We start from the raw sequence: 25,045 nt of genomic DNA, 5'->3' as shown, positions 1-25,045 counted from the left end.
CTGACTTGGAAAGCATCAACCAGGGCGTGCTCTCATACGCCCACGTACCGCCGTTGGTACGTCAGGTCAGGTACCGCTCAACGCTCAACGACCTTCCCGTCCAAAATACTCCGCATAGCGCCGCTCGGCCTCGCCGCCGAACAGAATCCGACAGGCCTCCAGCAGCCCCGGCGCGGCCCGAATGGTGTCACGGCGCTCGACCAGAGCTATCTTGGAGCGCCGGCGCAGAAAGTCCTCCAGCCGCACCACCATTTCACGCTGGGCGGCCTGAACCAGTTCACAGCGCAGGTATTCGGTGCCCTCGATCAAAACCTCGGCCTGCGCCGGATCTTCGCGAATGAGTTCGAGCAGCGTCAGCGCATGCGATCCATAACGCCGCCACAGACGCGAACTCAGCACCTCTGAGGACTCCGGCGCGGTACGCGCATCCAACTCCATCAGACGTGCCTGGTGCAGAAACTCCCGATGCACCGCCTCGGGCGGTTCCCCGTACCAGCGATGACCGCGATGCGGCACCTCGATACCGAGCGCGGCAACATGCCCGGTCACTTCCTCGCCAACGTTGAGGCAGTCGGTCAACTTACCGCCGAAGATGCTCAGATGACGATTGGCCGCATCGGCTTCGACGGCATGCTTGCGCGAGAGCTGCATCCAGTCGCGCTCGCCGCCGCCCGGGCCGCTGACCACCAGCGGACGCACTCCGCAGCGCTCGGCAATGATGTCCTCGCGCGTCAGCGGCTGCTCGAGTTGCAGGCGAGCGTTGATGTTCCCGAGCACGAAGTCGCGGTCGGCATCGGTGACTTCGGTCTCCGGCCGTTCGACCCGCGTATCCGTCGTGCCGATGCAGGTCTTCATGCCCATCGGAATGACGAAGAACAAGCGCCCGTCGCTGGCGAAGAACGCCAGTACGCGCCGATTCGGCGTGATACGGTCGACGACCAGATGGATGCCCTTGGAGAACAGATGGCGGTGATCGGTGTGTTCGCCGGTCATGCGGTTGTGTTCGTCGACGTAGGGCCCTGCGGCGTTGATCAACACCCGCGCGCGGATTTCGAACTCACCGCCATTCCCCTCCACGTCCCGCGCACGGCAGACCCAGTCGCCACCTGCATCACGCTCGGCCCCCAGGGACTCGATATAGTTCGCTGCCGCCGCGCCGCGATCCAGCGCCGAGCGCACGAAGTTGAAGACGAAACGCGCGTCGTTGTCGAACAGATAGGCGTCCGAGTATTCGAAGCCGCCGACGCTGTCGGCCACGTCGATCGCCGGCTCCTCGGCGGCGATGTCCGCGCGCGACAGCAGCCGCGGCGGGCGCGTGAAAGCGTTGCCGAACAGCCAGTACAGCCACGTTCCGGCCCACATGAACCAGCGCGGATAGCGAAAGCCGCGCTTGAGCGTGGTAAGGAAGCGGATCTCCTGCACCGTCGAGGGGTAGGCACGAATCAGCCGGTTGCGCGACAGGCACAGCTTGCGCACCAGACCGAAGTCGTAGCTTTCCAGATACTTGATGCCGCCCCAGGCGAGGTTCGAGGACTGGCTGCTGGTGAAGCCGGCGAAATCACCACGATCGATCAGCGCCACACGCACGCCCTGCCCGGCCAACGCCGCAGCGGCCACCGCGCCGTTGATGCCGCCGCCGACGATCAGCACGTCGAACGCCTCGCTCTTCAGTCGCGCCAGGTTGGTCTGTCTCAGAGACATGCAAAATCCGTTTGCTGCTCGTGTTTATCATTCCGATAGCACAGTATTTTACCCTCATTGCCACTACTAGACAGAACATTTCACAGTCAGTTTCCACAAACCCGATGCGAGCGGGGTTTATCTGCTGGGCACGACGGGTTAGAGTGAAAAAATACCAACTCGAAACGTTCGCCAGCCGACGCTCCACGCCGCTATTCCACCCCGCCCCAGACTCCACCTGACGCATGTCGCACAGGAGAGACTCCCATGCACGACTCCAATGACCCGCTCGGCACTCTGATTTCCCGCTTTCGCGCGGGTGAAATAGATCGCCGCGACTTCCTCAAATCGGCCGGCGCGCTGGGCGTAGGATTCGTCGCCGGTGGCGCACTAGCGCTGAATCCGTCAACGGCGGAAGCTGCAAACGTCAAACGCGGCGGCACGCTGCGCGTGGCGGCGCCAGCCACCAAGTCCATCGATCCGCTCAAGATCGACAACGCCGGCGCCATCGCAATCGTGCAACAGGTGGGTGAATACTTGGTCTGGGCCGAGCCGGACCTGAGCCTGCGCCCCGTGCTCGCCACCGCCTGGCACACCACCGACGGCGGCAAGACCTGGATATTCAAACTACGCAAGGGAGTACGCTTCCATGACGGCCGCGAGATGACCGCCGACGACGTGGTCACCACCTTCGAGCGCCTAGTCGACCCGAATAAAGCCTCCGTCGCGCGTGGCCAGTTGAGCTTCCTCAAACCCGGCGGCACCACCCGCGTCGACAAGTACACCGTGAAGTTCAGCCTGGAACGCGCCATCGGGCAGTTCCCCTACTACACCCAGATCTACAACGCGGTCATCCTGCCCAAGGACTATGCCGGCAACTTCGCCGAAAATCCGGTCGGCACGGGACCGTTCAAGCTCATCAGCTACAAGCCCCAGCAAAGCGTGAGCTACGTGCGCAACGAGCACTACTGGGACGCGGGCAAACCCTATCTGGACAAGGTCGAGATCGGCCTGTACGGCAGCCCGCAGCCGATGATCCTCGCGCTGCAAGGGGACGAAACCGACATGATGCTCGCCGTCTCGGCCAACGACGCCAAGCCGCTGGCCAGGGACAAGAACATCCATATCGACCGCGCCCACTCCTCGGCCACCCGGCTGCTGTGCATGCGCGTGGACCAGAAACCCTTCGACGATGCCCGCGTGCGCAAGGCCGTCGCGCTGTGCCTCAACCGCCCAGCCATGGTCAAGGCGCTGCTGGCGGGTGCCGGCCAAGTCGCCGACGACAGTCCCATCGCGCCGATTTTTGGCCTGAAAACCGACGTGCAGCAGCGTAAGCAGGATATCGCCCAGGCGCGCAAGCTGCTCGCTGCGGCCGGCTATTCGCAGGGCTTCGACATCGACCTACACACCAGCAACTACCTCGAACTGCCGCAGTACGCCGTGCTCGCCCAGCAGATGCTCGCGCCAGCAGGTATCCGCGTGAAACTGCGCATCGAACCGCTCAGCGTCTACTACTCGCATTGGACCAAGGTCAGCTTCGGCCTGACCGACTGGACCGGCCGCAGCACGCCCTCGCAGATCCTCAACGCGGCTTTCTCCGGCAGCTCCGACTGGAACGCCTCACACTGGCAGAACGCCAAGTTCGAAAAGCTGGTCAGCGAACTCGAAGCTGCGACCGGCGCCAAGCGCCGCAACGAACTGGCCCACGAAATCGCAGTACTGATGCTCGAGGAAACACCGGCGGCCATTGCCTACTTCATCGATCTGCTGCGGCCGATGAACCGCAAGGTGCGGGGGGTGCAGGGCAATATGTCCAACTATCTGGACCTGACCCGCGCCTGGCTCGCCTGATCCGTTCCGGAAGATGCTGCGCTATCTGGCCCGACGGCTACTCCTGCTCGGGCTGACCCTGTTCGTCGCCTCGGCGTTGGTCTTCGCGCTGACCAACGCACTGCCGGGCAACGTAGGTCGCATCATCCTCGGCCCGTTCGCTCCGGATCATGCCGTCGCCGTACTCAACCACCAGCTCGGCCTGGACCGGCCGCTGACCGACCGCTACGTCCATTGGCTCGGCGGCGTACTGAGCGGCGAATGGGGCCGCTCGCTGACCTACGAAACCCCGGTGCTGCCTCTGGTGCTGGACCGCCTCGGCCGCTCGTTGCTGCTCGCCGCCTTCAGCCTCGCCCTGCTGCTGCCGCTGGCCATCGGCGCCGGCATATACGCCGCCTTGCATGAAGGCAACTGGCTGGACCGCCTGTTTTCGGTCGGCGGCCTGGCCTTCGGCGCCATTCCCGAATTCGTCACCGGCGTATTTCTGATTCTGCTGTTCGGTATCACGCTGCACTGGCTGCCGATCCAGGCATTGCCGCCGGACCATGCCACGCTCCTGCAATGGCTCGCACACCTGCTCATGCCCGCGCTGGCCCTCGTGCTGACGCTGTTCTCCTATCTCTTCCGCATGGCGCGCAGCGGCATGCTCGACGCGCTGGACGCCGACTACACACGCACCGCCACGCTCAAGGGCCTGCCGGGCCGTACCGTGATCCTGCGCCACGTGCTGCGCAACGCCCTGCTGCCGACCATCACCGTCGCCGGCGCACAGATCGGCTGGATGGTCGGCGGCCTGGTCGTAGTCGAAACGCTGTTCCGCTACCCCGGCATCGGCAGCCTCACCTACAGCGCCGCCACGCACAAGGACCTACCGCTGCTGGTCGGCTGCACGCTGACCATCACCTTCGTCTTCGCCTGCGCGAACTTCCTCGCCGACCTGCTCTACGCGGCGCTCAATCCGCGCGCGCGCCAGGCGATCGCCGGCAGTTGAGAACCAGTTTCACCAGGAGACATACGTCCCAAATGCACCGCGCGAACATCACCCTCGGCATTGGCGGCGCCCTGCTGCTCGTGTGGATCGTCACCGCGCTCGGCGCGCCCTGGCTCGCCCCCTACTCGCCCGTCGGCATCGATTTCAGCGCCCTGGCGCAGCCACCTTCCTGGGCCCACTGGTTCGGCACCGACAACTACGGCCGCGATGTGCTCAGCCGCGTCATGTACGGCGGCCGGCAAGTATTGCTGGTCGCACCGGCCGCCACCCTGCTGGGGCTGACCCTGGGCGCCGCCATCGGTCTCGCCACGACCTACTTCGGCCATTGGGTGGACGAGGCGATCATGCGCGTGCTCGACGCTGTCATGGCGCTGCCGATCGTCGTGCTCGCCCTGCTTGCGCTGACCGTGCTCGGCCCCTCCACGCTCAACGTCATCCTCGTCATCGGCCTGGTGTTCTCGCCGCTGATCGCGCGCACCGTACGCGCTCAGGCGTTGGTCGAAACACGCCGGGAATACGTCGCCGCGGCCCGACTGCGCGGCGAGTCGGCGCTCTACGTCATGGCCGTCGAGATCCTGCCCAACGTACGCGGTCCGCTGATCGTCGAGGGCACCATCCGCGTCGGCTACGCCGTGTTCACCGCCGCCACGCTGGGCTTCCTCGGCCTGGGCGTGCAGCCGCCCACGCCCGACTGGGGCTTGATGGTCAGCGAGGGGCAGGCGCAGCTCACCGTGGCGCCGTGGGTGGTGTTGTTTCCGGCGTTGGCCATTGTGTTCGTGGTGGTTGCGGTGAGTCTGGTGGCTGATGGGTTACGGGAGCGGTTGCAGGGATGAGGCGTGCGCTTCCACTTTCCGTGAAACAGAGACCCACTGTTCAACGTAGCGGGCAATATTTCGGGCGCGAATCAGTGTCATTGCTTCCATCTAAACGCGGCAACGCGTCCGAGCCCATTTCTTTGATCGCGCAAAGAAATAGGCTGCGGAAGAAACGCACCCCGGGATCGCTTGGCATTCCGGGTGTCCTTTCTTTGGCGACTTTCTTTGGACAAGCAAAGACAGTCGCTCGCACGCTTGCACCATTAGGCAAGCAAGAACCCGGAAGTGTCCGGCGTGCGAAAAGCTGCCGCCTTGCTCAACTCCAACGTGGTCTCTTCCCCTCGCCCGACGACGCATGCACCTTCACCAAAACACCCACTCTCCAACAGGAGAGTAACTAGTGGAATACACCGCTCCCTTGCTCTCCCTTTCCAACCTCTCAATCGCCTACCGCCGCGGCAACCGCTGGCGCCGCGCGGTCAGCGACCTCACACTGGAAATCGCCCGCGGCGAGGCCTACGGCCTGGTCGGCGAGTCCGGCTGCGGCAAGACCACCGCCGCGATGGCCGTGCTGCGTTACCTGTCGCGCAACGGCCGCATCGAGGCCGGCGACATCCGCTTCGACGGGCGCGACCTGCTGGCGCTAGACGCCGAAAGCCTGCGCAAGCTGCGCGGCGACCGCATCGGCATGGTCTACCAGCACCCCGGCAGCGCGCTGAACCCGTCGCTGCGCATCGGCCGCCAGATTGCCGAGCTGTACACCACCCACCGCGGCCTAGACCGGCGCGCCGCGCAAACGGCCGCCGTCGACATGCTCGCCCGCCTGCAGATCGCCGATCCCGCGCAGGTCGCCGCGCTCTACCCGCACGAACTGTCCGGCGGCATGCAGCAGCGCGCGGTCATCGCCATGGCGCTCGCCACCGATCCCGACCTGCTCATCCTCGACGAACCGACCACCGCACTGGACGCCACCGTACAGGCGGAGATTCTCGACCTGTTCGCTGCTCTACGCCGCGAATTCAGTGCCGCGCTGCTGTTCATCAGCCACAACCTCGGCGTGGTGCGCCAGGTCTGCGACCGCATCGGCGTAATGTACGCCGGCGAGTTGGTCGAGGAGGGCGTAGCGGAAAGCGTATTCCGGCGCCCGCGCCATCCCTATACGGCCGCCCTGCTCGGCTGCATACCCGATACCACCGGCCCGGCCCTGGCCGGTCGCGAGCCCCTGGCGCATATCCCCGGCCTGCTCCCAGAACCCGGCGCCGACATTCAGAGCTGCCGCTTCCGCGAACGCTGCCCGCAGGCGCAGACCGACTGCGCCCAACATCACCCGCCGCTCGCGCCGATCACCGACACTCGCCTCAGCCGCTGTTTCCATGCGGCCGAGGTTCCCGAACCGCGGACTGCGCAGGAGACGATCGATGCCGGCGAAGCCGCCGTCACTGGATTCCGTGAACCACTGCTGCAGACCCGCAACCTGCGCCTCGACTACGCAAGAACCACCGTTCTCAGCGGCGTCAACCTCGACATCGGCCGCGGCGAAACCTTCGGTCTGGTCGGCGAATCCGGCAGCGGCAAGACCACGCTCGCCAAACTGCTCAGCGGCCTGCTGCACCCCGACGGCGGCAAAATCCGCCTGCACGGCGAACCGCTGGCCAAACATGCCGCGGGACGCAGCCGCCCGCAGCGTCGCGCGCTGCAGATGGTGTTCCAGTCGCCCGACGGCACGCTCAACCCCAGTCACCGCATCGGCGGCATCCTCAAGCGGGCCATCCGGGTGCTGGGCGACGGCGACGATACGGCGACGAAGCTGCAAAGCCTGCTGCAGGACGTCAGCCTGCCCGAGAGCGTGAGTCGCCGCCGGCCAGCGGCGCTGTCCGGCGGTCAGCGCCAGCGCGTGGCCATCGCGCGCGCCTTCGCTGGCAACCCCGAGCTGGTCATCCTCGACGAGCCGACCTCCGCGCTGGACGTATCGGTGCAGGCCGCCATTCTCAACCTGCTCGCAGAGTTGCAGCGCAACCGGGGCGTGTCCTACCTGTTCATCACCCACGATCTCGCCGTGGTCTATCACCTCGCGCACCGCATCGGCGTCATGTACCTGGGCGAACTGGTCGAGGTCGGCCCCACGGCGCAGGTCTTCGCCCCGCCCTATCATCCGTACACCGAAGCGCTGATCGCCGCCGCGCCGCGACTTCACGATGACACTGCCGCACCGCTACGCCTGCGCGGTCAGAATCCCGGCGCCGCAAACCGCCCCACCGGCTGCGCCTTTCACACCCGCTGCCCGCACGCGCGCGACATCTGTTCCCGGCAAGCTCCACCAGCGCACGAACCCGTCGACGACCACCGTATTCTCTGCCATATCCCTCCCGAGGAACTACGCAGCCTGCAAACCGATCGGCGCTGACTACCAAATAACTTCATGCCGGCGCCGCAGCCGGCCATGATCAGCATAGAGGTCATGCACCGCAGCAAGGGGGAGAACGGCGTGGCTTGCGAGGATCACGCCGCCCCAAGCGGTTCCTTCCGCTTCCGGATAGGGCGGCCGGATGCGGGATGCCGAAGACAGATAAGGCGGGGGTCAGGAAATCGGCGCAACACGCTTTTCGGAGCGGGATTTTCAGCGCTACGGCGAACGGCTGCGCGAGGAAACCGCGCTGCTGCGCGAGTGGCTGGAACGGCAGCGCTTTCCCTACCGCCAACCCGTCGGCGGCTTCGAGATCGAAGCCTGTCTGGTGGACCGCGAGCTGCGCCCGGCCCCCTGCAACAGCGACTTCCTCGCCGCACTGGACAGCCCCCTGGCCGTGCCCGAACTCGCCCGCTTCAACGTCGAGTTCAACAACCAACCGCACATATTGAGCGGACAGGCATTGAGCGACTTTCACGCCCAACTCCCCGCCCTTTGGCGGCACGCCGAATCCTGCACGGCCGATCTTGAGCTGCAACCGGCCATGATCAGCATCCTCCCCACCCTGCCCCAACCCGATCTCGGCACGCGCCACATGTCGGACATGAACCGCTATCCGGCCCTGAATTCCCGGCTTACCATGGCGCAGCGCGGTCTCGCCCATCTGGGTTTGGAAGATGCCGGGCGATGGCTGGACGTCATCGCGCAGCGAACCGCATCGCGCCAACACGGCGCGGCCTGGCAGCGCCGCTATCTGCGCGACCACGGGCATGACCTCCAGCAGCTTAAGGCGACCTATCTAACACACCAGAACAGCGACTTGCCGGTACACGCTTAGCCTCTGTGAACGCCGGACGCAAAATGGCATCTACAACATCATGACCACGCAACTGAACCAGATCGGCGACATTCCCCCGGGGCTGCTGAACGTCGGCGCTCGCGAACTGCACACCGTGCTCCCCGGCCCCACCCTGATGCACCTGCCCGGCCGTCGCGAGGCGCCGCTGTTCGTGTCGGTGCTGCTGCACGGCAACGAAGACAGCGGCCTGAGCGCCATCCAACAGGTGCTGCGCCGCTACCACTCCCGCGAACTGCCCCGCGCCCTGTCCGTGTTCTTCGGCAACGTCGACGCGGCCGCGCACGGTCTGCGCGTCCTTGAGGGCCAACCCGACTACAACCGCGTGTGGCCGGGCGGCGAAGCGCCGGACAGCCCCGAACGGCGTCTGATGACCGAAGTGGTCGAAGCCATGCGTGCGCGAGGCGTATTCGCCAGCATCGACGTACACAACAACACCGGACTCAATCCGCATTACGCCTGCATCAACCGGCTCGACCACCGCTTCATGCAACTGGCCGCGCTGTTCGGACGCACCGTGGTGTACTTCATCCGCCCGCGCGGCGTGCAATCCATGGCCATGGCCGAACTATGCCCGGCCACCACGCTGGAGTGCGGCAAACCCGGCGTCGCCGCCGGCGCCGAACACGCCGCGGAATTCATCGAAGCCAGCCTGAATCTGGCGGACATTCCCGATCATGCCGTCGCCCCGCAGGACATCGACCTGTTCCACACCGTCGCCACCGTCAAGATACCGGAGCGCTTCAGCTTCAGCTTCGAACCCGGCGCGGCCGACATCGCCTTCGAACCCGAGATCGATCACTACAACTTCCGCGAACTCTACGCCGGCACCCGCTTCGCCGCGCTGCGCCCGGACAGCATAGCCAGACTGGAGGCCCACGACGAAGACGGACGCGACGTCACCGAACGCTTCTTCTCCCACGTCGACGGCCACATCACCCTGACCCGCCCCAGCATGCCGTCCATGCTGACCCTGGACCCTCGGATAGTGCGCCAGGACTGTCTGTGCTACCTGATGGAACGCCTGACGGCACCGCTGTCGGATCAATAGACGGATCGGCGCCGATACTGACCCAGATCAATATCCTCGCCCCGCCGATGGTTAAACTCGGCGGATCGCCGTACGCGCCATCCCGAGGAAGACCATGGAGTTCGATATCGCCGTCGTCGGCGCCGGCCCCGCAGGCCTCAGCTTCGCCCGCTCGCTCGCCGCCAGCGGCCTGAGCATCGCCCTGATCGAACAGCAGCCCGAAGCGACGCTGGCCGACCCGCCCTTCGACGGACGCGAAATCGCTCTCACGCATCACTCGGCCGACATCATGCACCGCCTGGGCCTGTGGGAACGGATTTCTGAGGAAGACATCTCGCCGCTGCGCGACGCGCAGGTCTTCAACGGCCCCTCGACCTACGCCATGCGCGTAGACCACAAGATCAGCCGCAAGGACGAACTGGGCTACCTCGTGCCCAACTACCTGATTCGCCGCTCCGCCTACGAGGCGACCCGCGGACAGGACGGCCTGACCCTGCTGACGGAGACCCGCCTCACCGGCATCCGCACGCACGACACGCATGCCGAGTTGGATCTGTCCGACGGACGGCAACTGCGCGCGCGACTGGCCGTGGCCGCCGACACCCGCTTTTCCGACACCCGCCGCGCCATGGGCATCAGCGCCACCATGCACGACTTCGGCAAGACCATGCTGGTGTGCCGCATGGCACACAGCGTGCCGCACGAACACGTCGCCTGGGAGTGGTTCGACTACGGCCAGACCATGGCCCTGCTGCCGCTCAACGGCTTGCGTTCCTCGGTCGTGCTGACCCTGCCGCAGCGGCAGATGCAAGCCGTGCTCGACATGCCCGAAGAAGCCTTCAACCGCGACATGGAAAACCGCTTCCAGTACCGCCTCGGGCGCATGCAGATGAGTAGCCCGCGCTGTTCCTATCCTCTGGTCGGCGTCTATCCCAAGCGCTTCGTGGCGCGCCGCTTCGCCCTGATCGGCGACGCCGCCGTCGGCATGCACCCGGTCACCGCGCACGGCTTCAACTTCGGGCTGCGCGGCCAGGAAGCGCTGGCGCGCGAAATCCTCAACGCCCACGAAACCGGCCGCAACATCGCCGACTCCGCCCTGCTGTCCCGCTACGAACGCGACCACCGCCTCGCCACGCGCCCGCTCTATCTGGCCACCCAGGCCATCGCCCAGCTCTATACCAACGACACCCTGCCCGCGCGCACACTGCGCAGCATCGCCCTGCGCCTGGGCCAAAACTTCGCGCCGTTCAAGCAAACCCTGGCCGCGACGCTGACCGGCGATCCGGTGCTGCCGCCGTGGCGCGGTGGAAAGCTGCGAGGGGCTGAGTGAAAACTCCACCGGCTTAGAACCGGAGGAGTCTTCATTGCGATGGAACTGACCAGTGCTTGGCCGAGCATGGGCGCAACGAGGGAACATCGTACCCGGGGACATTCGTTCTGGCGGAGGGGATAACGCAACGGCGTCGCGCACCGTTTGTTGCATCAGTTCACGCCTGATCCGCCCGGGCAGGTTAGACGCCCCTGCCCGGGATCGGATGATGGAGGAAAGCGTCAAGCCTCATGCGTACCGGTGGCACACACGCCGGCGCCCTGCCAGGCCCTGTCCCAGCAGCGCCAGCAACCCGGTGCCGAAGATGCCGATATCAGGAGGCTCGGGAACCGGTACGCCCGTTCCGGCAATGACGGTGGAACTCACTGACACAAGCGACCGTCCCGCGCAACTATCGGTAATGCATGTAGCCGAGAACGTGGATTTGTACACGTCGTTCTGGTTCATGTCGTATCCGGGATCGCCGAACGCACCGGCGACCGAAGCGTAGGAGAATGCTTCGGCATTCTGAACCCGGTAGTCAACCGACGAGTTGAGGGGGTTCGAAGCTGAGCCTCCATCCCTGCCAGAGCTGCTATAGCCATAGTTGTCGGGGATGGCCAAAGCGTCGACGTTACCGGTCGTACCGTTCACCATATCCTGCATCTGCAACGATGTGGTCATGTCATTGGGCGTCAGACCCGCGCATTTCAGGTTGAGCGAGAACGCGAATCCCCAGGCCGAGCCAGATTTATCCGCCACCGTGGCCGCTCCAATCGGCACATTGTAGATGCTGCTGTTGACTTGAGACGCCGTCCCAAATACTGCGGCGGACGCGATGCGCCTGCAGCTACCCGGAGGCTGCAAACCGTTTTCGACCGCACCTGCCCGGCAGGCGAATGTCCGCTCCGAGTTCAAACAGAGCTATCCGGACTCTTGGCTTGCGTGTACCCGGCCCCATCAGCCTCTATATTTACTGCTGAGCGTATAACCACCGAGTACAATGAAACACTGGGCAATCTTTCTGCGCGGCGTCGCTCCCAGCGGCAAGAACCGGGTGCCGATGGCTGAGCTACGCGCCGCCCTGGGTGACTCCGGATTGCTGGATGTGCGGACGTACATCCAAAGCGGCAACGTCATTGCCAAATAGAACCTGGATCGATCGTCGCCGCAAGCCCTCGTCCACGACGTCATTGCCCGTGAAATCGGAGCCGATATCTCTGTAATTGCGCGGACACACGATCGACTCAAGCGGATCATGGGAGGCAATCCATTTCCTTCGAACGCGGCTTCTCGGACGTACTTTTCTCTGCTCACGACGACTCCGGCAACGCAACAGGTGGAAAACCTGGTCCAGCTCGACTTTTCGCCCGATAGCGTGAGAATCGTCAACGACATCATCTACACCTTGTACGCAACGAAATACAGCGACTCGAAGTTCAACAATAATTTCTTCGAGCGAAAACTGAAGCTTGCCACGACCACTCGGAACTTCAACACGATGTCTCGTTGTATAGAGCTGAGTGCATAGGCACACCCGTAACTGACTGTTGTCGTCGTTCAGGCGCGCTCGAGAGAAGGAAGGACGAAAGTGAATACGAACGGTTTCGCCGCGAGTTGTCCGCAAACCGTGAACGAGGAGACTATCTCTATAGCGTCACGTCTTTCGTTTATCACGGACAACGCGCATAAGCTTCGACTCAGGAAAACTCCGCAACGATCCGGGTCAAATCAGCGGCAAGGCGGGTGACCCGCCCCCAATCCGGCTGCTTCCAGTCCACGGAAGTCAGTGCGCCGCCGATGCCGGCACCAAGCGCGCCGGCGGCCAGATATTCAGCCAGGTTGTCTGCGCCGATACCACCCACCGCAAGCAGCTCGAGATCGGGATACGGTCCACGCAAACTGCGCAGGTAATCCGCCCCGAGCGCGGTGGCGGGAAACAGCTTGACGACGCCGCAGCCCTGCTCGCGTGCGGCGGCAATCTCCGTCGGCGTCATGGCGCCGCAAAGCACCGGAATTCCGGACGCGCCCGCATACGCTGCAACTTCAGAAACAACGTGAGGCGTGACGAAGAACATCGCGCCGGCTTCCTTTGCCTGCTCCGCCAGCGCGCCGGACACCACCGTGCCTGCGCCGACAAGCATATCGGGCGGACGCGCCGCAGCAAGCGCGCGCAGGCCGTCCAGCGCGGCCGGCCGACTCAAGGACACCTCCAGCAGGCGAATGCCGCCAGCATACAGCGCCTGTGCCATGGCTTCGGCATATGCCGGCGGCACCCCGCGCAGAATGGCGAGTATACGGTGCCGACGAAGCGTCGCTAGAAACGTCTCGATGGACATATCGAATCGACCTCCCTACGCCCGCGCCGTCGCGGCTTCGACGACGCCAAGTTCCACGGCACGCTCGAACAGCGCCACTGCACCCCGCGCGGCGGCTTCGTCCGACGTCGCTTCATCGACAAGCCGCACCTCACCGTACTCCGCGCCACCCAGGCAATCATGCAACAAGGGACCGAACGCGCCCTTGCCGTAAATCACCGTGGTCACGGCACGCCCGCGATATCCCTCCAGCATCTGCAGATCGAGTCCGGTCAGCGCGCCGAGCAGCAGTGCAGTAGCCTCGGTATGGCGGCGGGCCCACAGCTGCTCCGCCGCACGCACCAGAAACAGCGCACGTCCCAGGCCCTCGCGGCGGGCCAGATCGAGGCCGAGACGCCACATCTCCGGCGCCGGCTCGAAGTCCAGTGCGCTCAGCGTGCTGCCGGAAAGCACCGTATGGCATCGCACGGCATCCAGCAGTTCGCCGGTCAGCGCCGTGCTCGACGCTGCGATCGCCGGCCCCTCATCCACCAGAATCGCCTTGTGGTGCGACCCGAGGTGCAAAAACAACGCCGGCATGACGATTCGCGACTGGTCCAACAGACCGGCGATCTCTGTCTCCTCGCCACGCATCAGATCTACCGTGTGCAGATTGGCGGCGTCGATCGGTCCCTCGGGCAAGGTCTTCACGCCCGGCACGAAATGGAACGGCAGTTCGCACAGTTCAGGAAAGCGTGCTCCGACCATGCCGCGGGCAAGATCATCCAGGGTTGCCGGCGCACGCAGGTGCGGCACCTCGTACAGCCCCAGGTTGGAGGTAATCATCCCGGAGCAGATCACCGCGACGGGCTCCGCACCCTGCCGCGCTTCGCCTATCGCTTCGCGCAGTGCAGCGGCGAGCGCACCGTTGTGCCCGGCAGCGGCGGTGTCGCGCGAACCGACGGCGCGCAGCGCGGTCGCTACAATGCGACCGCCGTGCCACAACCGCACGCGGGTGTTGCTGGTGCCGGAATCGACGACCAGATAGGTGCCCATCACGTCACCGGCGCTTGCCAGGCTCCGTTGACGAGTCTGCGCAATCCGAGGGGGTTGTGCTCGCGCAGGGCCTCGGGCAGCAGCGCATCGGGGCAGTCCTGGTAACAAACCGGACGCACGAAGCGCTCGATCGCCAGCGTGCCCACCGAGGTCGTCTGCGCGGCGGTGGTCGCCGGCCACGGCCCGCCGTGCACCATCGCATCGCAGACCTCCACTCCGGTCGGGAAACCGTTGAACAGCACCCGCCCGACGCGCCGCTCCAGCGCACCGATCAGTTCGGCCTGCGCGGGCAATTCCTCCGCCGTGCCGTGCAGGGTGGCGGTGAGCTGACCGGGCAGCGCTCGGACGATGGCGGCCATCTGATCGAGGCCATCGAGTTCGACGATCAGCCCGCTCGGACCAAACACCTCCTCAGCCAACTGCGGGTTGGCGGCGAAGGTCTCGCCACTGACGCGGTACACGTGCGCGGCCGCACGCCCATCGGCCTCGGCGCCGGTGGCGATCGCCTGCACGCCGCCGGCGCCGCTCAGGCGCTGCGTGCCGGTTTCGTAGGCGGCCAGGATGCCGACGTGCAGCATCGACTGCGCGGCCTGCGCCTGGGCCGCTGCCCCCAGCGCGCTACAAAAGCGCTCCAGCGCCGACCCGCGCACCGCGAACACCAGTCCGGGGTTGGTGCAGAATTGACCCACGCCCAGAGTGAGCGAGGCGAAGTAGGCCTGCGCCAGCGCCTCGGGGTCGCGCTCGAGCGCCCCGGGCAGCAGGAACAACGGATTGACGCTGCCCATCTCGGCGTACACCGGGATCGGCTCGGGCCGAACCTGCGCCAAGCGCGCCAACGCGGTACCGCCGGCGAACGAGCCGGTGAAGGCCACCGCCTGAATCGCCGGATGTTCGACCAGCGCACCGCCGACGGCGTTGCCGGCCCCGTACAGCAGGCTGGACACGCCAGCTGGCATGTCCGCGGCCGCTACCGCACGCCGCAGCGCCGCGCCGACCACGGCCGAGGTCAGCGGATGGCCCGGATGGGCCTTGAACACCACCGGGCAGCCCGCGGCCAGCGCCGAGGCGGTATCCCCGCCGGCCACCGAGAAGGCCAGCGGGAAGTTGCTGGCACCGAACACGGCCACCGGGCCGAGCGGCACCCGGTACTGGCGCAGGTCAGGGCGCGGGGGCGTGCGCTGCGCATCGGCATGGTCGATGCGCGCGCCCAGGTAGTCGCCGCGGCGCACCACCTCGGCGAACAGGCGCAGCTGGCCGGTGGTGCGGGCCAGCTCGCCGCGGGCGCGCGCCTCGGGCAGTGCGGTCTCGGCGGGGATGGTCTCGGCCAGGCGGTCGGCCTCGGTCTCGAGCTCGTCCGCGATACGCTCCAGAAAGCCCGCGCGCGCCTCGACCGGGCGGGCACGATAGGCCCCGGCCGCCTCGGCCGCGGCACGGCAGGCGCGGTCTATCTCCGCGGCCGTGGCCTCAGGATAGCCGGCATCCGTCACCGGACCTTCGGCGCTCGCCTGGCCCGCAATGTCATGCCCTCGATACTCGTCCATAAATCCTCCTTTTCCGTGTATGTGTTCCGGCGTCGTCTTACAGCACTCCACGCGCGGCAAGGTTGCGCATCAGCGCGCCCGCGCCGAAGGTCCAGGGGGCGCAGCGGTCGCTGGTACGCACGCGATTCGACAGACAGCCGAGCTCCGGTGCCGATATGCCGACCACGTCGTCCGCATGATGAGTGAATCCGCTGCCGGCCTCACCGCGATCCTGGACCGGGGCGAACAGCGTGCCCAGCAGCAGCACGACACCGTCCGGATACTGATGGTTCTCGTTGAGCGTGGCTTGCGCCAGCGCCGCCGGCGAACGACTGATCTGCGCCATGCTGCTGGTGCCGTCGAGACGGAAGCCGTCGCTGCCGTCGACGCGAACGCTGACTTCGACATGCTGCAGATCTTCCACACCCCAGCGCTGGTCGAACAACCGAATGAAGGGGCCGATAGCGCAACTCGCGTTGTTGTCCTTGGCCTTGCCGAGCAGCAAGGCGGAGCGTCCCTCGAAATCGCGGAGGTTGACGTCGTTGGCCAGCGTGGCGCCCACCATCCGTCCGTCGCTGGCGAGCAGCACCGCCACCTCGGGCTCGGGGTTGTTCCAGCGCGAAGCCGGATGGATGCCGACGTGGGCTCCGATGCCGACGCTGGACAAGGGCTGAGCCTTGGTGAATATCTCGGCGTCCGGCCCGATGCCGACCTCCAGGTACTGCGACCACAGGCCACGCTTGATCAGGGTTTGTTTGAGCGACATTGCCGCCGGTGAACCCGGCACCAGCTCGACGAGTTCGGTGCCGATCATGCCGACTATCTCGCGGCGCAGATCGGCGGCACGCTGCGGCTCGCCCTTGGCCTGCTCCTCGATCACACGCTCCAGCATGCTCGCCGCGAAAGTCACGCCGGCCGCCTTCACCGCCTGCAGGTCGACGGGCGACAACAGCCACGGGCGCTGCGGATCGCGCGCTTTCTCGTCGCTGTTGGCGAGCACCTCGGCGATCCCACCGATGGAACGGCCGCGCGTGTCGTCCAGCAGTCCCTTCGGATCGGGCGATTCCAGCACGTCGCGCACGGTCGGCGCCATCGACGTCGTAACGTCGAACAACTCCCCGCCGCGCACGGCAACCACCGCGGGTCCGGCGCACTCGGGCAACCAGACGCGCCCCAGAAGCACGGCGTCGGCATCGGCAGGCAGAACACGCTGCGGGTCGAGTTCCAGCGCATTGCTCATAACATGCGCACCGGCGGCGCCAGACCGTCGGTCTGCACGATACGGTTGCTCAGCGGCAGCCCGAAGGGATCGGCCTGCAATTCGAAGACGTCGCCCGGCCTGGTCCGCACACCCTCGGCGAAACTCAGCGTTGCGGTACCGAAGAAATGGACATGCACGTCGCCCGGAACGCGGTGTGCGGCATACTTGAAGTGATGCGCTTCCAGGTTGGCGATGCTGTGGCTCATATTGTCCTCGCCGGAACTGAACGGACTATCCCAGAGCACCTCCCCGTCGCGCAGGATACGCACCCGCCCCCGCACGTCGCCGGGCAGCTCCCCCACCAGCAGTTCCGGCCCGAACGAGCAGGCGCGCAGCTTGGAATGCGCCAGATAGAGGTAGTTCTGCCGTTCCGTCACATGGTCGGAAAACTCGTTGCCCAGCGCGAAGCCCAGACGCACCGGCGTGCCGTCGTCGGCAATGACGTACACGCCGACGATCTCCGCCTCCTCGCCACCGTCCAGCGCGAAACTCGGCAGAGACAACTCCTCGCCTGGGGCGGCCACGATGCTGCCGTCGCCCTTGTAGAACCATTCGGGCTGCACCCCGGTCTGTCCCGCCGTCGGCTTGCCTCCCTCAAGGCCGAGTCGAAACATCTTCATGGAATCGGTGAGCGGCTCGCCGGCCTCGATGCTGCGGTGCATGCGGTCGCGCCCTTCGGCGCTGCCGAGATGGGTCAGGCCGGTGCCGCTGACCATCACGTGCGCTGCGTCCGGATGATCTATGGGCGGCAGCAGGCGTCCCTCGGTCGCCAGCGCCTGCAGATCGACCTCTTCACCGCCTACAAGACCTTCGATCATCGTCGCCAGTCCCACGCCTTCGTACAGCGCGCGGCGGGCCAGTTCGTAAACGCTGGATACGTCGCTCAGGCGCACGGCGCCTACGGCTTCGCGGTCGGCGACGACCATACGCTCGCCGGTTCGGCTGCGGGCCTGGATCAATCTCAATGACATGCTGGTTTCTCCTCGGAAACGCATTGATTGAACGGCTGATCGAGCGGTCTACGCGCAGTGCTCCCGGCTCGCTCATTCGTCGGATATGCCGCTACGGCGACGGTCGCCCGTCGTCCGGGCGGCCGAAGCGGTTCGGCGGCAGGCCGCGAACGCCTGGGCGCAGACGGAACAAGGCGCCGGCCAGCGGCTCGTCGTCGCGGCCGCGGGCCGCGGTCGTGACGTACAGCTCATCGAACCCGGCGCCGCCGAACGTGCAGGAAGTCACCTGCGTTGCCGGAATCCGCACGCGCCGGTCGAACCGCCCGTCGGGATGAAAACGACTCAGGCAGGAGCCTCCGAAATGGGCGACCCACAAACCGCCTTCGGCATCGCAGGTCATGCCGTCGGGAAAGCCGTCCTGCGCATCGAAGCGGATGTGCACACGCTTGCCGGAAAGCACGCCCTGCTCGGAGCAGTCGAGCGCATAGACGGTGCGAACCGCAGTGTCGGTGTGATACAGCGTGCGCCCGTCGGGGCTGAACGCGGGGCCGTTGGCGATGACGTAGGGGCGGTCGACGGCAACCATGCCGCGATCGTCGAGGCGATAGAGCGCCCCGCTGGCGTCGCGCTCGGCAGCGTCCATGCTGCCGGCCCAGACCCGTCCGGCGGGGTCCGCCTTGGCATCGTTGAAACGGTTGCCCGGCAGATGCGCTTCGGGCCGAGCCAGTTCCTCGACCACCCGCGGCCCCGACTCGTCCAGCCGCAGATGCACGATGCGCGAACGCAGCCCGGCGATGAAACCATCGCCGTCGCCGCGCTCGATCAACCAGCAGCAAGCCTCGTCTAGCGGCCACTCCCGCTTGGCACCTTCGGCCGGACGATACTGCAGCAGCCGCGCACCCAGGATGTCGACGAACAGCAACGCTTCCAGGGACGACGCCCAAAGCGGCCCTTCGCCCAACTCGGCGCGTGCGTCCCATAGACATTCGACTTCTTCCACACTCACCCCCGACTCTCGCGGCGCACGAAAAACACCGGTAGAGGAAACATAGACGCCATACCAATAACCTTCCAATCCATAAATCGCTAGGTTTTGATATATATTTGAGTATCAAATAACGTGGAGTTCCATGACGATGAAACAGTTGCCGGCCGACTGGTTCCTACGCGCCCGCCTGAAGATGCGCCATCTGCAGCTCTTCGCCGCACTGGACGAGCACCGCAATATCCACCGCGCCGCCGAAACGCTGGGCATGAGCCAACCGGCCGCCTCCAAGCTGCTCGGCGAACTCGAATACCAACTCGACGTACCGTTGTTCGAGCGCCAGCCGCGCGGAGTGGAACCGAACTGGTATGGGGAAGTGCTCATTCGCCACTCGCGCGCGATCCTGGCCGAGCTGAACAATGCCGGTGAAGAGCTCTCGGCGCTGCGCAACGGCAACGGCGGACGCGCCGCGGTCGGCACGGTGGCGCCCGGCATCGCCCTGTTGGGCCGTTCGGTCGAAGAGGTGCAGCGGGAACATCCGCGCGTGCAGATCGCCATCGACATCAACGTCAGCCACATGCTGGTACAGGGACTGGCCGAAGGGGATTACGACTTCGTCCTGGCTCGCATACCAGACGACATATCGCCCAACCGCTTCATCTACGAGGAAATCGGCAGGGAAAACCTATGTTTCGTCTGCCGTCGCGAACATCCGCTGGCCGAGCGGGAGAACGTCACCCTGCAGGACATGGCTTCGTTCACCTGGGTGCTTGAGCCTCCCGACGGCCTGCTGCGCCAGCGCATGAACGACCTGTTGCTGGAAGCGGGTATCGCGCCACCGCAGCAGATCATCGATACCCGTTCAGTGCTGGTTTCGATGGCGCTGATCGACCGCACGGACGCAATCACGGTCATTTCGCAGGGCATCGTCGACCTGGCCTTCGACCCCGAACGCTTCTGCGTCCTGCCCTTCGCGTCCCCGCTCAAACTCAAACCGTTCGGCATCGTCCGCCTGCAGGGACGCAAGCTCTCGCCGGGAGCGCTGCAGCTCATCCAGACCGTGCATGCTATCGCCCGGGCGGAGAGCGGCGGCTAATGCCGTGTCCCGCGCGGCGAGAGGAAGAGGTTATGTCAAAGACAAAACCGTTGGGTTCTGAAACTCTGAAGCGTTAATTCGTAGGTTGGGGTAAGCGAAGCGAACCCCAACATCACCCACGCCCACCGCGTTGGGGTGCGCTTCGCTTACCTCAACCTACTTCTCATAAGCCGAATACGTAGCTCGGAGGTTCGGGACACAACATGCTTTGCCTTTTAGGCCTTGCCTCGAGCGTGCGCCCCGGCACGGGGTCGGGCGGCAGGGAGGTCGGCCGAACAGGTTTTCGCCTGGAGAGCGAGTGCCTGCAGTGCCCCGTAATGGGGTGTGCGCTCGAGGTTTGCCCGCCAGGGGCCTTTCGGGCGCGGCGCCGGATTCGCACACGAAACAAACCGCTGGCGCCTATCGAAAAATACCCGCCTCGAACGAACACATAGCCGGCAAAACGATAGCGTCTAGTGCGAGTCCCTGGCCACCTCCGCTCCGCTGCCGCCGACCAGAAAATCCAGATCGGCCCCTCGGTCGGCCTGCAGCACGTGATCCACGTAGAGGCGCGCCCAGCCGCGCTCGGGAGGCTGCGGCGGCCGCCATCCCGCCCGGCGGCGATCGAGTTCCTCGTCGTCGACCTCCAAAGTCAACGTCCTGGCCGGCACGTCCAGGTTGATGACGTCCCCGTCGCGCACCAGCGCCAGCGGGCCGCCCACCGCCGCTTCCGGCGCCGTGTGCAGCACCACGGTGCCGTAGGCCGTGCCGCTCATGCGCGCATCCGACAGCCGCACCATGTCGCGCACGCCCTTGCGCAGCAGCTTCGGCGGCAGCGGCATGTTGCCCACCTCGGCCATACCGGGATAACCCTGCGGCCCACAGTTCTTGAGCACCAGCACGCAGTTTTCGTCGACGTCCAGCGACTCGTCGTTGATGCGCTCGTGGAACTCCTCGATGGATTCGAACACCACGGCCCGGCCGCGGTGCTGCAACAGATGCGGGCTGGCCGCCGACGGCTTGATGACGGCGCCGTCCGGCGCCAGGTTGCCGCGCAGCACGGCGATGCCGGCCTGCTCGCGCATCGGCTTGTGCCACTCGCGGATGACCTCGCGGTCGAAGCACTCGGCATCGCGCACGTTGTCCCATAGCGTGCTGCCGTTGACGGTGATCGCGTCGCGTTCGAGCAGACCCTGTTCGCCGAGTTCCCGCAGCACTGCCGGCAGGCCGCCGGCGTAATAGAAGTCCTCCATCAGGGCCTTGCCCGAAGGCTGCAGGTCGACGATGCAGGGCAGATGCGAACCCAACTCGTCCCAATCGTCCAGTTTCAGCTCCACGCCGAGCCGCCCCGCCAGCGCCAGCAGGTGGATCACCGCATTGGTGGAGCCGCCGATCGCGGCATTGGCGCGAATGGCGTTGACGAAAGCCTCACGCTTGAGGATTTTGGACATGCACAGGTCCTCGCGCACCATGTCGACGATGCGCCGGCCGGTGAGCTGCGCCTGGGTGAAGCGCCGCGCGTCGACCGCCGGGATGGTGGCGTTGCCCGGCAGGGCCATGCCCAGCGCCTCGACCATGCTGGCCATGCTCGAGGCCGTGCCCATGGTCATGCAATGTCCCTTGGAGCGGTGCATGCACGATTCTGCTTCGACGAATTCCTCCATCGACATGGTGCCTGCCCGCACCTCTTCGGACATCTGCCATACGCCGGTGCCCGAACCCAGCGTCTTGCCGCGATAGCGCCCGTTGAGCATCGGGCCACCGGACAGGCCGATGGTCGGCAGGTCGCAGCTGGCCGCCCCCATCAGCAGCGATGGCGTCGTCTTGTCGCAGCCCATCATCAGCACTACCCCGTCGATGGGGTTGCCGCGGATGGATTCCTCCACGTCCATGCTGGCGAGATTGCGGAACAGCATCGCCGTCGGCCGCATCTGGGTCTCGCCCAGCGACATGACGGGAAACTCCAGCGGAAATCCGCCGGCCTCCCAGACGCCGCGCTTGACCCAGTCCGCCAACTCGCGCAGATGCGCATTGCAGGGGGTTAGCTCGGACCAGGTGTTGCAGATGCCGATCACCGGGCGTCCGTCGAACAGATCGTGCGGATGCCCCTGATTCTTCATCCAGCTCCGGTATAGAAACCCGTCCTTGCCTTCACGCCCGAACCAGTTCTGGCTACGCCTGGTGGCCTTCTTCTCATCATTCATCTTGCGCTACTCCTGAGACGGTTCTAACCGGGATGACAATTGCCGGCTTCGATGCTATCAATAGAGAAACATAACCGAATAGACCTGTTATGTTTATTGTTCGATAACATTTTGTATATCAATTAGGAGAAGAATGCCGATGGCATCACAGCACGCTGTCTATCCCAGCCTGGCCGGCCGGGCGATCTTCATCACCGGCGGTGGCAGCGGCATCGGCGCCAGCCTGACGCGCGCCTTTTGCCGCCAACAAGCCAAAGTCACCTTCGTCGACATCGCCGACGAGGAAAGCCGCGCCCTGGCCGAGGACGTGGCGGCGGAAACGGGTGTCAGGCCCGACTATCTGCCCTGCGACATCCGCGACATCACCGCGCTGCAAGCGGCCATAGAAACCACGCGCCAGCGTCACGGCAACATCTCCGCCCTGGTCAACAACGCCGCCAACGACCAGCGCCACCGCATCGAGGACGTCACCGTCGAGTACTGGGACGACCGTATGGCGGTGAACCTGCGACCGATGTTCTTCGCCGCGCAGGCAGTGTTGCCGCAGATGCGCGAACTCGGCGGCGGCTCGATCATCAACTTCGGCTCCGTCAGTTGGCGCATGGGCACTCCCGACGTACCCGCCTACGCCTCCGCTAAGGCCGCCGCGCACGGCCTCACGCGCAGCCTTGCCCGCGACCTCGGGGTGCACAACATCCGCGTCAACACCCTGGTGCCCGGCTGGGTCATGACCGAACGCCAGCTCACGCTCTGGGTGACCCACGAAGCCGAAAAGGTCATCGACGCCAATCAGTTCCTGAAAGCGCGCGTGCAGCCCGAACACATCGCCAACATGGCGCTGTTTCTGGCCGCGGACGACAGCGCGCTATGCAACGCGCAGGAGTTCATCGTCGACGGCGGCTGGGTCTCTTCCTAGAAAGCCTCCGCGGCCCGCCTGCGGAGGCAGGCGGGCCGGCAATCGGTCGGTTACGACGCCCTGACCTGCTGCTGCGCTTCCCGATACTCGTTGACCACCAGATCCGTGAGTTCCCGGATCGAGGTGTCCTTGGTGCGGCAATCGAAGGCGATACGACCGTTCTGCAGCAGATTGACCCGATCGCACACGTCGAACACCTGCGCATAGTTGTGCGCGACGATGATCACCGATACGCCGCCCTCCTCCTTCAGACGTCGGATGAGATCCAGAATCTGCGCGCTCTCGCGCACGCCCATCGCTGCGGTGGGTTCGTCCAGCAGCAGCACCCGCGCATCCGAGTAGACCGCGCGCGCCACGGCGACCGCCTGTCGCTGGCCGCCGGAGAGCTTGGAGATGTCCACGTCGACCGAGGGCACGTTCACACCGATGCGCTTTAGCTGATCCTCCGCGATCCGGCGCATCTCCTTGTCGTGCAGCACGCGCAGAAAGCCGCCGCGGGTAATTTCGCGGCGCAGAAACATGTTCCGGTAGACGCTCAAAGTGCTGACCACGGCGAGGTCCTGGTACACCACTTCTATGCCGCATTGGCGGGCATGCCGCACCGACTGAAAGCTCACCGGCTGGCTGTCCATGAACAGTTCACCGCTGCTGGGCTTGTGAAAGCCGGTCAGTATCTTCATCAGCGTCGACTTGCCGGCACCGTTGTCGCCCAGCAGCGCCAGCACCTCGCCGGGCTCGAGACGGAACGACACGTCCTTGAGAGCGGTCACGGCGCCGAACGACTTGGACAGGTTCTCGCCGCGCAACACGGCGCCGTCCGATGCAACAGCACTCATGACTTGCCTCCTTTCTCACGTATGCGGTTGAGCCGCACGTTCATGAACATCGTCACCACGATGGCAACGCCGAGAATCATGTCGAAGGTGTAGGCATTCACACCCAGGATGGTGAAGCCATCCTTGAGTACGCCGAGCGCTACCGCGCCGAGCAGCGCGCCGATGACGGTTCCCGAACCGCCGGTGAGCAGCGTGCCGCCGATCACCGCCGAGGCGATCGCCATGAACATGATCTGTGTTCCCCCGGCAAGCGGATCGATGGAGCCGATGCGAAACGCATCGAGCACGCCCGCCAGTCCGCCGAGGGTGCTGCACAACATGAAGTTGCCGATCTTGATCAGGCCCGTCTGAATCCCGACCTCGGCCGCACCGACCGGATTGCCGCCGGTGGCGACGGTGTGCAGTCCCCAGCGGGTTTTCATCAACAGGAACTGAAACGCCACCGCGATGCCGATCGCCCAGAGAATTTCGATCGCACCGCCCTGTGCCCCGAACACCATCGCCAGCATGCCGCTGCCCTGCGGCTGCACGGGGTAGCCGCCGGAAATGGTCAGGTTGAAGCCGTTCAGGAAGAACAACATTCCGAGCGTCGTGACGAAGGACGGGATGCCCAACCCCACCGTGATGACGCCGTTGATCAGGCCGACCAGCGCCGCAGCCACCAACCCCAGAACGACCGCCGGCAACAGCCCGATCCCCGCATGCTGGGCGAAATACATGATGAATGGGGCCAATGCGTAGACCTGCCCTACCGACAGGTCCAATTCGCCACAGATGAGAACCATGACCTCACCGGCGGCAATGATCGCCGCTGCAGCGACGTACTGACCGATCACTCCAAGGTTGTCCTGCGTCAGAAAATACGGAGAGGAAAACCTGAAATAAACAAACAAGGCCAGCACGGCGAGCAGAATCCCCGTTTCCCGCCAATGCAACACCTTGCGCAATGCATTGACGTAGCGATATGCCGGGCTGGAAACCGGCCGCACGGATGCGGCCGGGCTATCTTCATTACCTACAGTCATGATCG

20 protein-coding genes and 1 pseudogene are annotated in these 25,045 nt (G+C 65.3%); 10 read left to right on the top strand and 11 right to left on the bottom strand.

The features are described 5' to 3' along the window. Positions 1 to 84 precede the first annotated feature (84 nt). Positions 85 to 1,701: a glycerol-3-phosphate dehydrogenase/oxidase gene (locus P8014_RS04710; protein ID WP_337816150.1), complete on the bottom strand. Its 1,617-nt coding sequence runs from the start codon at positions 1,699 to 1,701 to the stop codon at positions 85 to 87. A gap of 246 nt (positions 1,702 to 1,947) precedes the next feature. Here P8014_RS04710 and P8014_RS04705 point away from each other — a divergent pair, with 246 nt between their 5' ends. From P8014_RS04705 to ubiM, 7 genes are all read left to right on the top strand, one after another. After that, positions 1,948 to 3,531: an ABC transporter substrate-binding protein gene (locus tag P8014_RS04705; protein ID WP_337816149.1), complete on the top strand. Its 1,584-nt coding sequence runs from the start codon at positions 1,948 to 1,950 to the stop codon at positions 3,529 to 3,531. A 13-nt stretch (positions 3,532 to 3,544) separates the two neighbouring features. Continuing rightward, the gene (locus P8014_RS04700) at positions 3,545 to 4,501 is read left to right on the top strand and encodes an ABC transporter permease (RefSeq protein WP_337816148.1); all 957 of its coding nucleotides are present in this window, start codon (positions 3,545 to 3,547) and stop codon (positions 4,499 to 4,501) included. A 32-nt stretch (positions 4,502 to 4,533) separates the two neighbouring features. After that, positions 4,534 to 5,334, top strand: coding sequence for an ABC transporter permease (locus tag P8014_RS04695; RefSeq protein ID WP_337816147.1), 801 nt, complete (start codon positions 4,534 to 4,536; stop codon positions 5,332 to 5,334). A gap of 382 nt (positions 5,335 to 5,716) precedes the next feature. After that, a complete protein-coding gene (locus P8014_RS04690; RefSeq protein ID WP_337816146.1) occupies positions 5,717 to 7,720 on the top strand; it encodes an ABC transporter ATP-binding protein in 2,004 nt (667 codons plus the stop codon). Positions 7,721 to 8,048: 328 nt separating this feature from the next. After that, a complete protein-coding gene (locus P8014_RS04685; RefSeq protein ID WP_337816145.1) occupies positions 8,049 to 8,558 on the top strand; it encodes a hypothetical protein in 510 nt (169 codons plus the stop codon). A gap of 40 nt (positions 8,559 to 8,598) precedes the next feature. Beyond that, positions 8,599 to 9,627, top strand: coding sequence for a M14 family metallopeptidase (locus tag P8014_RS04680; RefSeq protein WP_337816144.1), 1,029 nt, complete (start codon positions 8,599 to 8,601; stop codon positions 9,625 to 9,627). A 94-nt stretch (positions 9,628 to 9,721) separates the two neighbouring features. Continuing rightward, on the top strand, positions 9,722 to 10,936 hold the full coding sequence (gene ubiM, locus P8014_RS04675; protein ID WP_337816143.1) for a 5-demethoxyubiquinol-8 5-hydroxylase UbiM: 1,215 nt from the start codon (positions 9,722 to 9,724) through the stop codon (positions 10,934 to 10,936). A gap of 228 nt (positions 10,937 to 11,164) precedes the next feature. Here the strand turns inward: ubiM and P8014_RS04670 are convergent, their stop codons facing one another. Continuing rightward, positions 11,165 to 11,833: a hypothetical protein gene (locus P8014_RS04670; RefSeq protein ID WP_337816142.1), complete on the bottom strand. Its 669-nt coding sequence runs from the start codon at positions 11,831 to 11,833 to the stop codon at positions 11,165 to 11,167. Between the two features lie 85 nt (positions 11,834 to 11,918). Between P8014_RS04670 and P8014_RS04665 the strand changes: the two are divergent. Then, positions 11,919 to 12,446, top strand: a pseudogene (locus tag P8014_RS04665) (DUF1697 domain-containing protein). Between the two features lie 169 nt (positions 12,447 to 12,615). Here the strand turns inward: P8014_RS04665 and P8014_RS04660 are convergent. The 6 genes from P8014_RS04660 to P8014_RS04635 form a co-directional block, all read right to left on the bottom strand. Continuing rightward, positions 12,616 to 13,254, bottom strand: a complete 639-nt coding sequence (locus P8014_RS04660) for a bifunctional 4-hydroxy-2-oxoglutarate aldolase/2-dehydro-3-deoxy-phosphogluconate aldolase (RefSeq protein WP_337816141.1) — start codon at positions 13,252 to 13,254, stop codon at positions 12,616 to 12,618. A 15-nt stretch (positions 13,255 to 13,269) separates the two neighbouring features. Continuing rightward, a complete protein-coding gene (locus P8014_RS04655; RefSeq protein ID WP_337816140.1) occupies positions 13,270 to 14,268 on the bottom strand; it encodes a 2-dehydro-3-deoxygalactonokinase in 999 nt (332 codons plus the stop codon). Further along, the gene (locus tag P8014_RS04650; protein ID WP_337816139.1) at positions 14,268 to 15,809 is read right to left on the bottom strand and encodes an aldehyde dehydrogenase (NADP(+)); all 1,542 of its coding nucleotides are present in this window, start codon (positions 15,807 to 15,809) and stop codon (positions 14,268 to 14,270) included. Before P8014_RS04650 ends, P8014_RS04655 begins: the two co-directional genes overlap by 1 nt. 37 nt (positions 15,810 to 15,846) lie before the next feature. Further along, positions 15,847 to 17,028, bottom strand: a complete 1,182-nt coding sequence (locus P8014_RS04645) for a fumarylacetoacetate hydrolase family protein (RefSeq protein ID WP_337816138.1) — start codon at positions 17,026 to 17,028, stop codon at positions 15,847 to 15,849. Further along, entirely contained in the window at positions 17,025 to 18,020 is a 996-nt protein-coding gene (gene araD1, locus P8014_RS04640; protein ID WP_337816137.1) for an AraD1 family protein, read from the bottom strand. Before araD1 ends, P8014_RS04645 begins: the two co-directional genes overlap by 4 nt. A 91-nt stretch (positions 18,021 to 18,111) precedes the next feature. Beyond that, positions 18,112 to 19,005, bottom strand: a complete 894-nt coding sequence (locus tag P8014_RS04635; RefSeq protein WP_337816136.1) for an SMP-30/gluconolactonase/LRE family protein — start codon at positions 19,003 to 19,005, stop codon at positions 18,112 to 18,114. A gap of 130 nt (positions 19,006 to 19,135) precedes the next feature. Between P8014_RS04635 and P8014_RS04630 the strand changes: the two genes are divergently transcribed. After that, positions 19,136 to 20,080, top strand: a complete 945-nt coding sequence (locus P8014_RS04630; protein ID WP_337816135.1) for a LysR family transcriptional regulator — start codon at positions 19,136 to 19,138, stop codon at positions 20,078 to 20,080. 452 nt (positions 20,081 to 20,532) lie between these two features. Here P8014_RS04630 and P8014_RS04625 read toward each other — a convergent pair whose 3' ends face one another. Then, positions 20,533 to 22,263, bottom strand: coding sequence for an IlvD/Edd family dehydratase (locus P8014_RS04625; RefSeq protein ID WP_337816134.1), 1,731 nt, complete (start codon positions 22,261 to 22,263; stop codon positions 20,533 to 20,535). Between the two features lie 139 nt (positions 22,264 to 22,402). Here P8014_RS04625 and P8014_RS04620 point away from each other — a divergent pair, with 139 nt between their 5' ends. After that, complete coding sequence (locus tag P8014_RS04620; protein WP_337816133.1) at positions 22,403 to 23,179, top strand: SDR family oxidoreductase; 777 nt, start codon at positions 22,403 to 22,405, stop codon at positions 23,177 to 23,179. Between the two features lie 50 nt (positions 23,180 to 23,229). Here the strand turns inward: P8014_RS04620 and P8014_RS04615 are convergent, their stop codons facing one another. Together P8014_RS04615 and P8014_RS04610 are read right to left on the bottom strand one after the other, a co-directional pair. Then, a complete protein-coding gene (locus P8014_RS04615; RefSeq protein WP_337816132.1) occupies positions 23,230 to 24,015 on the bottom strand; it encodes an ATP-binding cassette domain-containing protein in 786 nt (261 codons plus the stop codon). Beyond that, positions 24,012 to 25,040, bottom strand: coding sequence for an ABC transporter permease (locus P8014_RS04610; protein WP_337816131.1), 1,029 nt, complete (start codon positions 25,038 to 25,040; stop codon positions 24,012 to 24,014). Before P8014_RS04610 ends, P8014_RS04615 begins: the two co-directional genes overlap by 4 nt. Between the last annotated feature and the right edge of the window lie 5 nt (positions 25,041 to 25,045).

The sequence above is a fragment of the Acidihalobacter sp. genome (assembly GCF_037381185.1).
Taxonomy (GTDB): Bacteria; Pseudomonadota; Gammaproteobacteria; order DSM-5130; family Acidihalobacteraceae; genus Acidihalobacter_A.
This window is presented reverse-complemented; position numbering and strand designations above follow the sequence as displayed.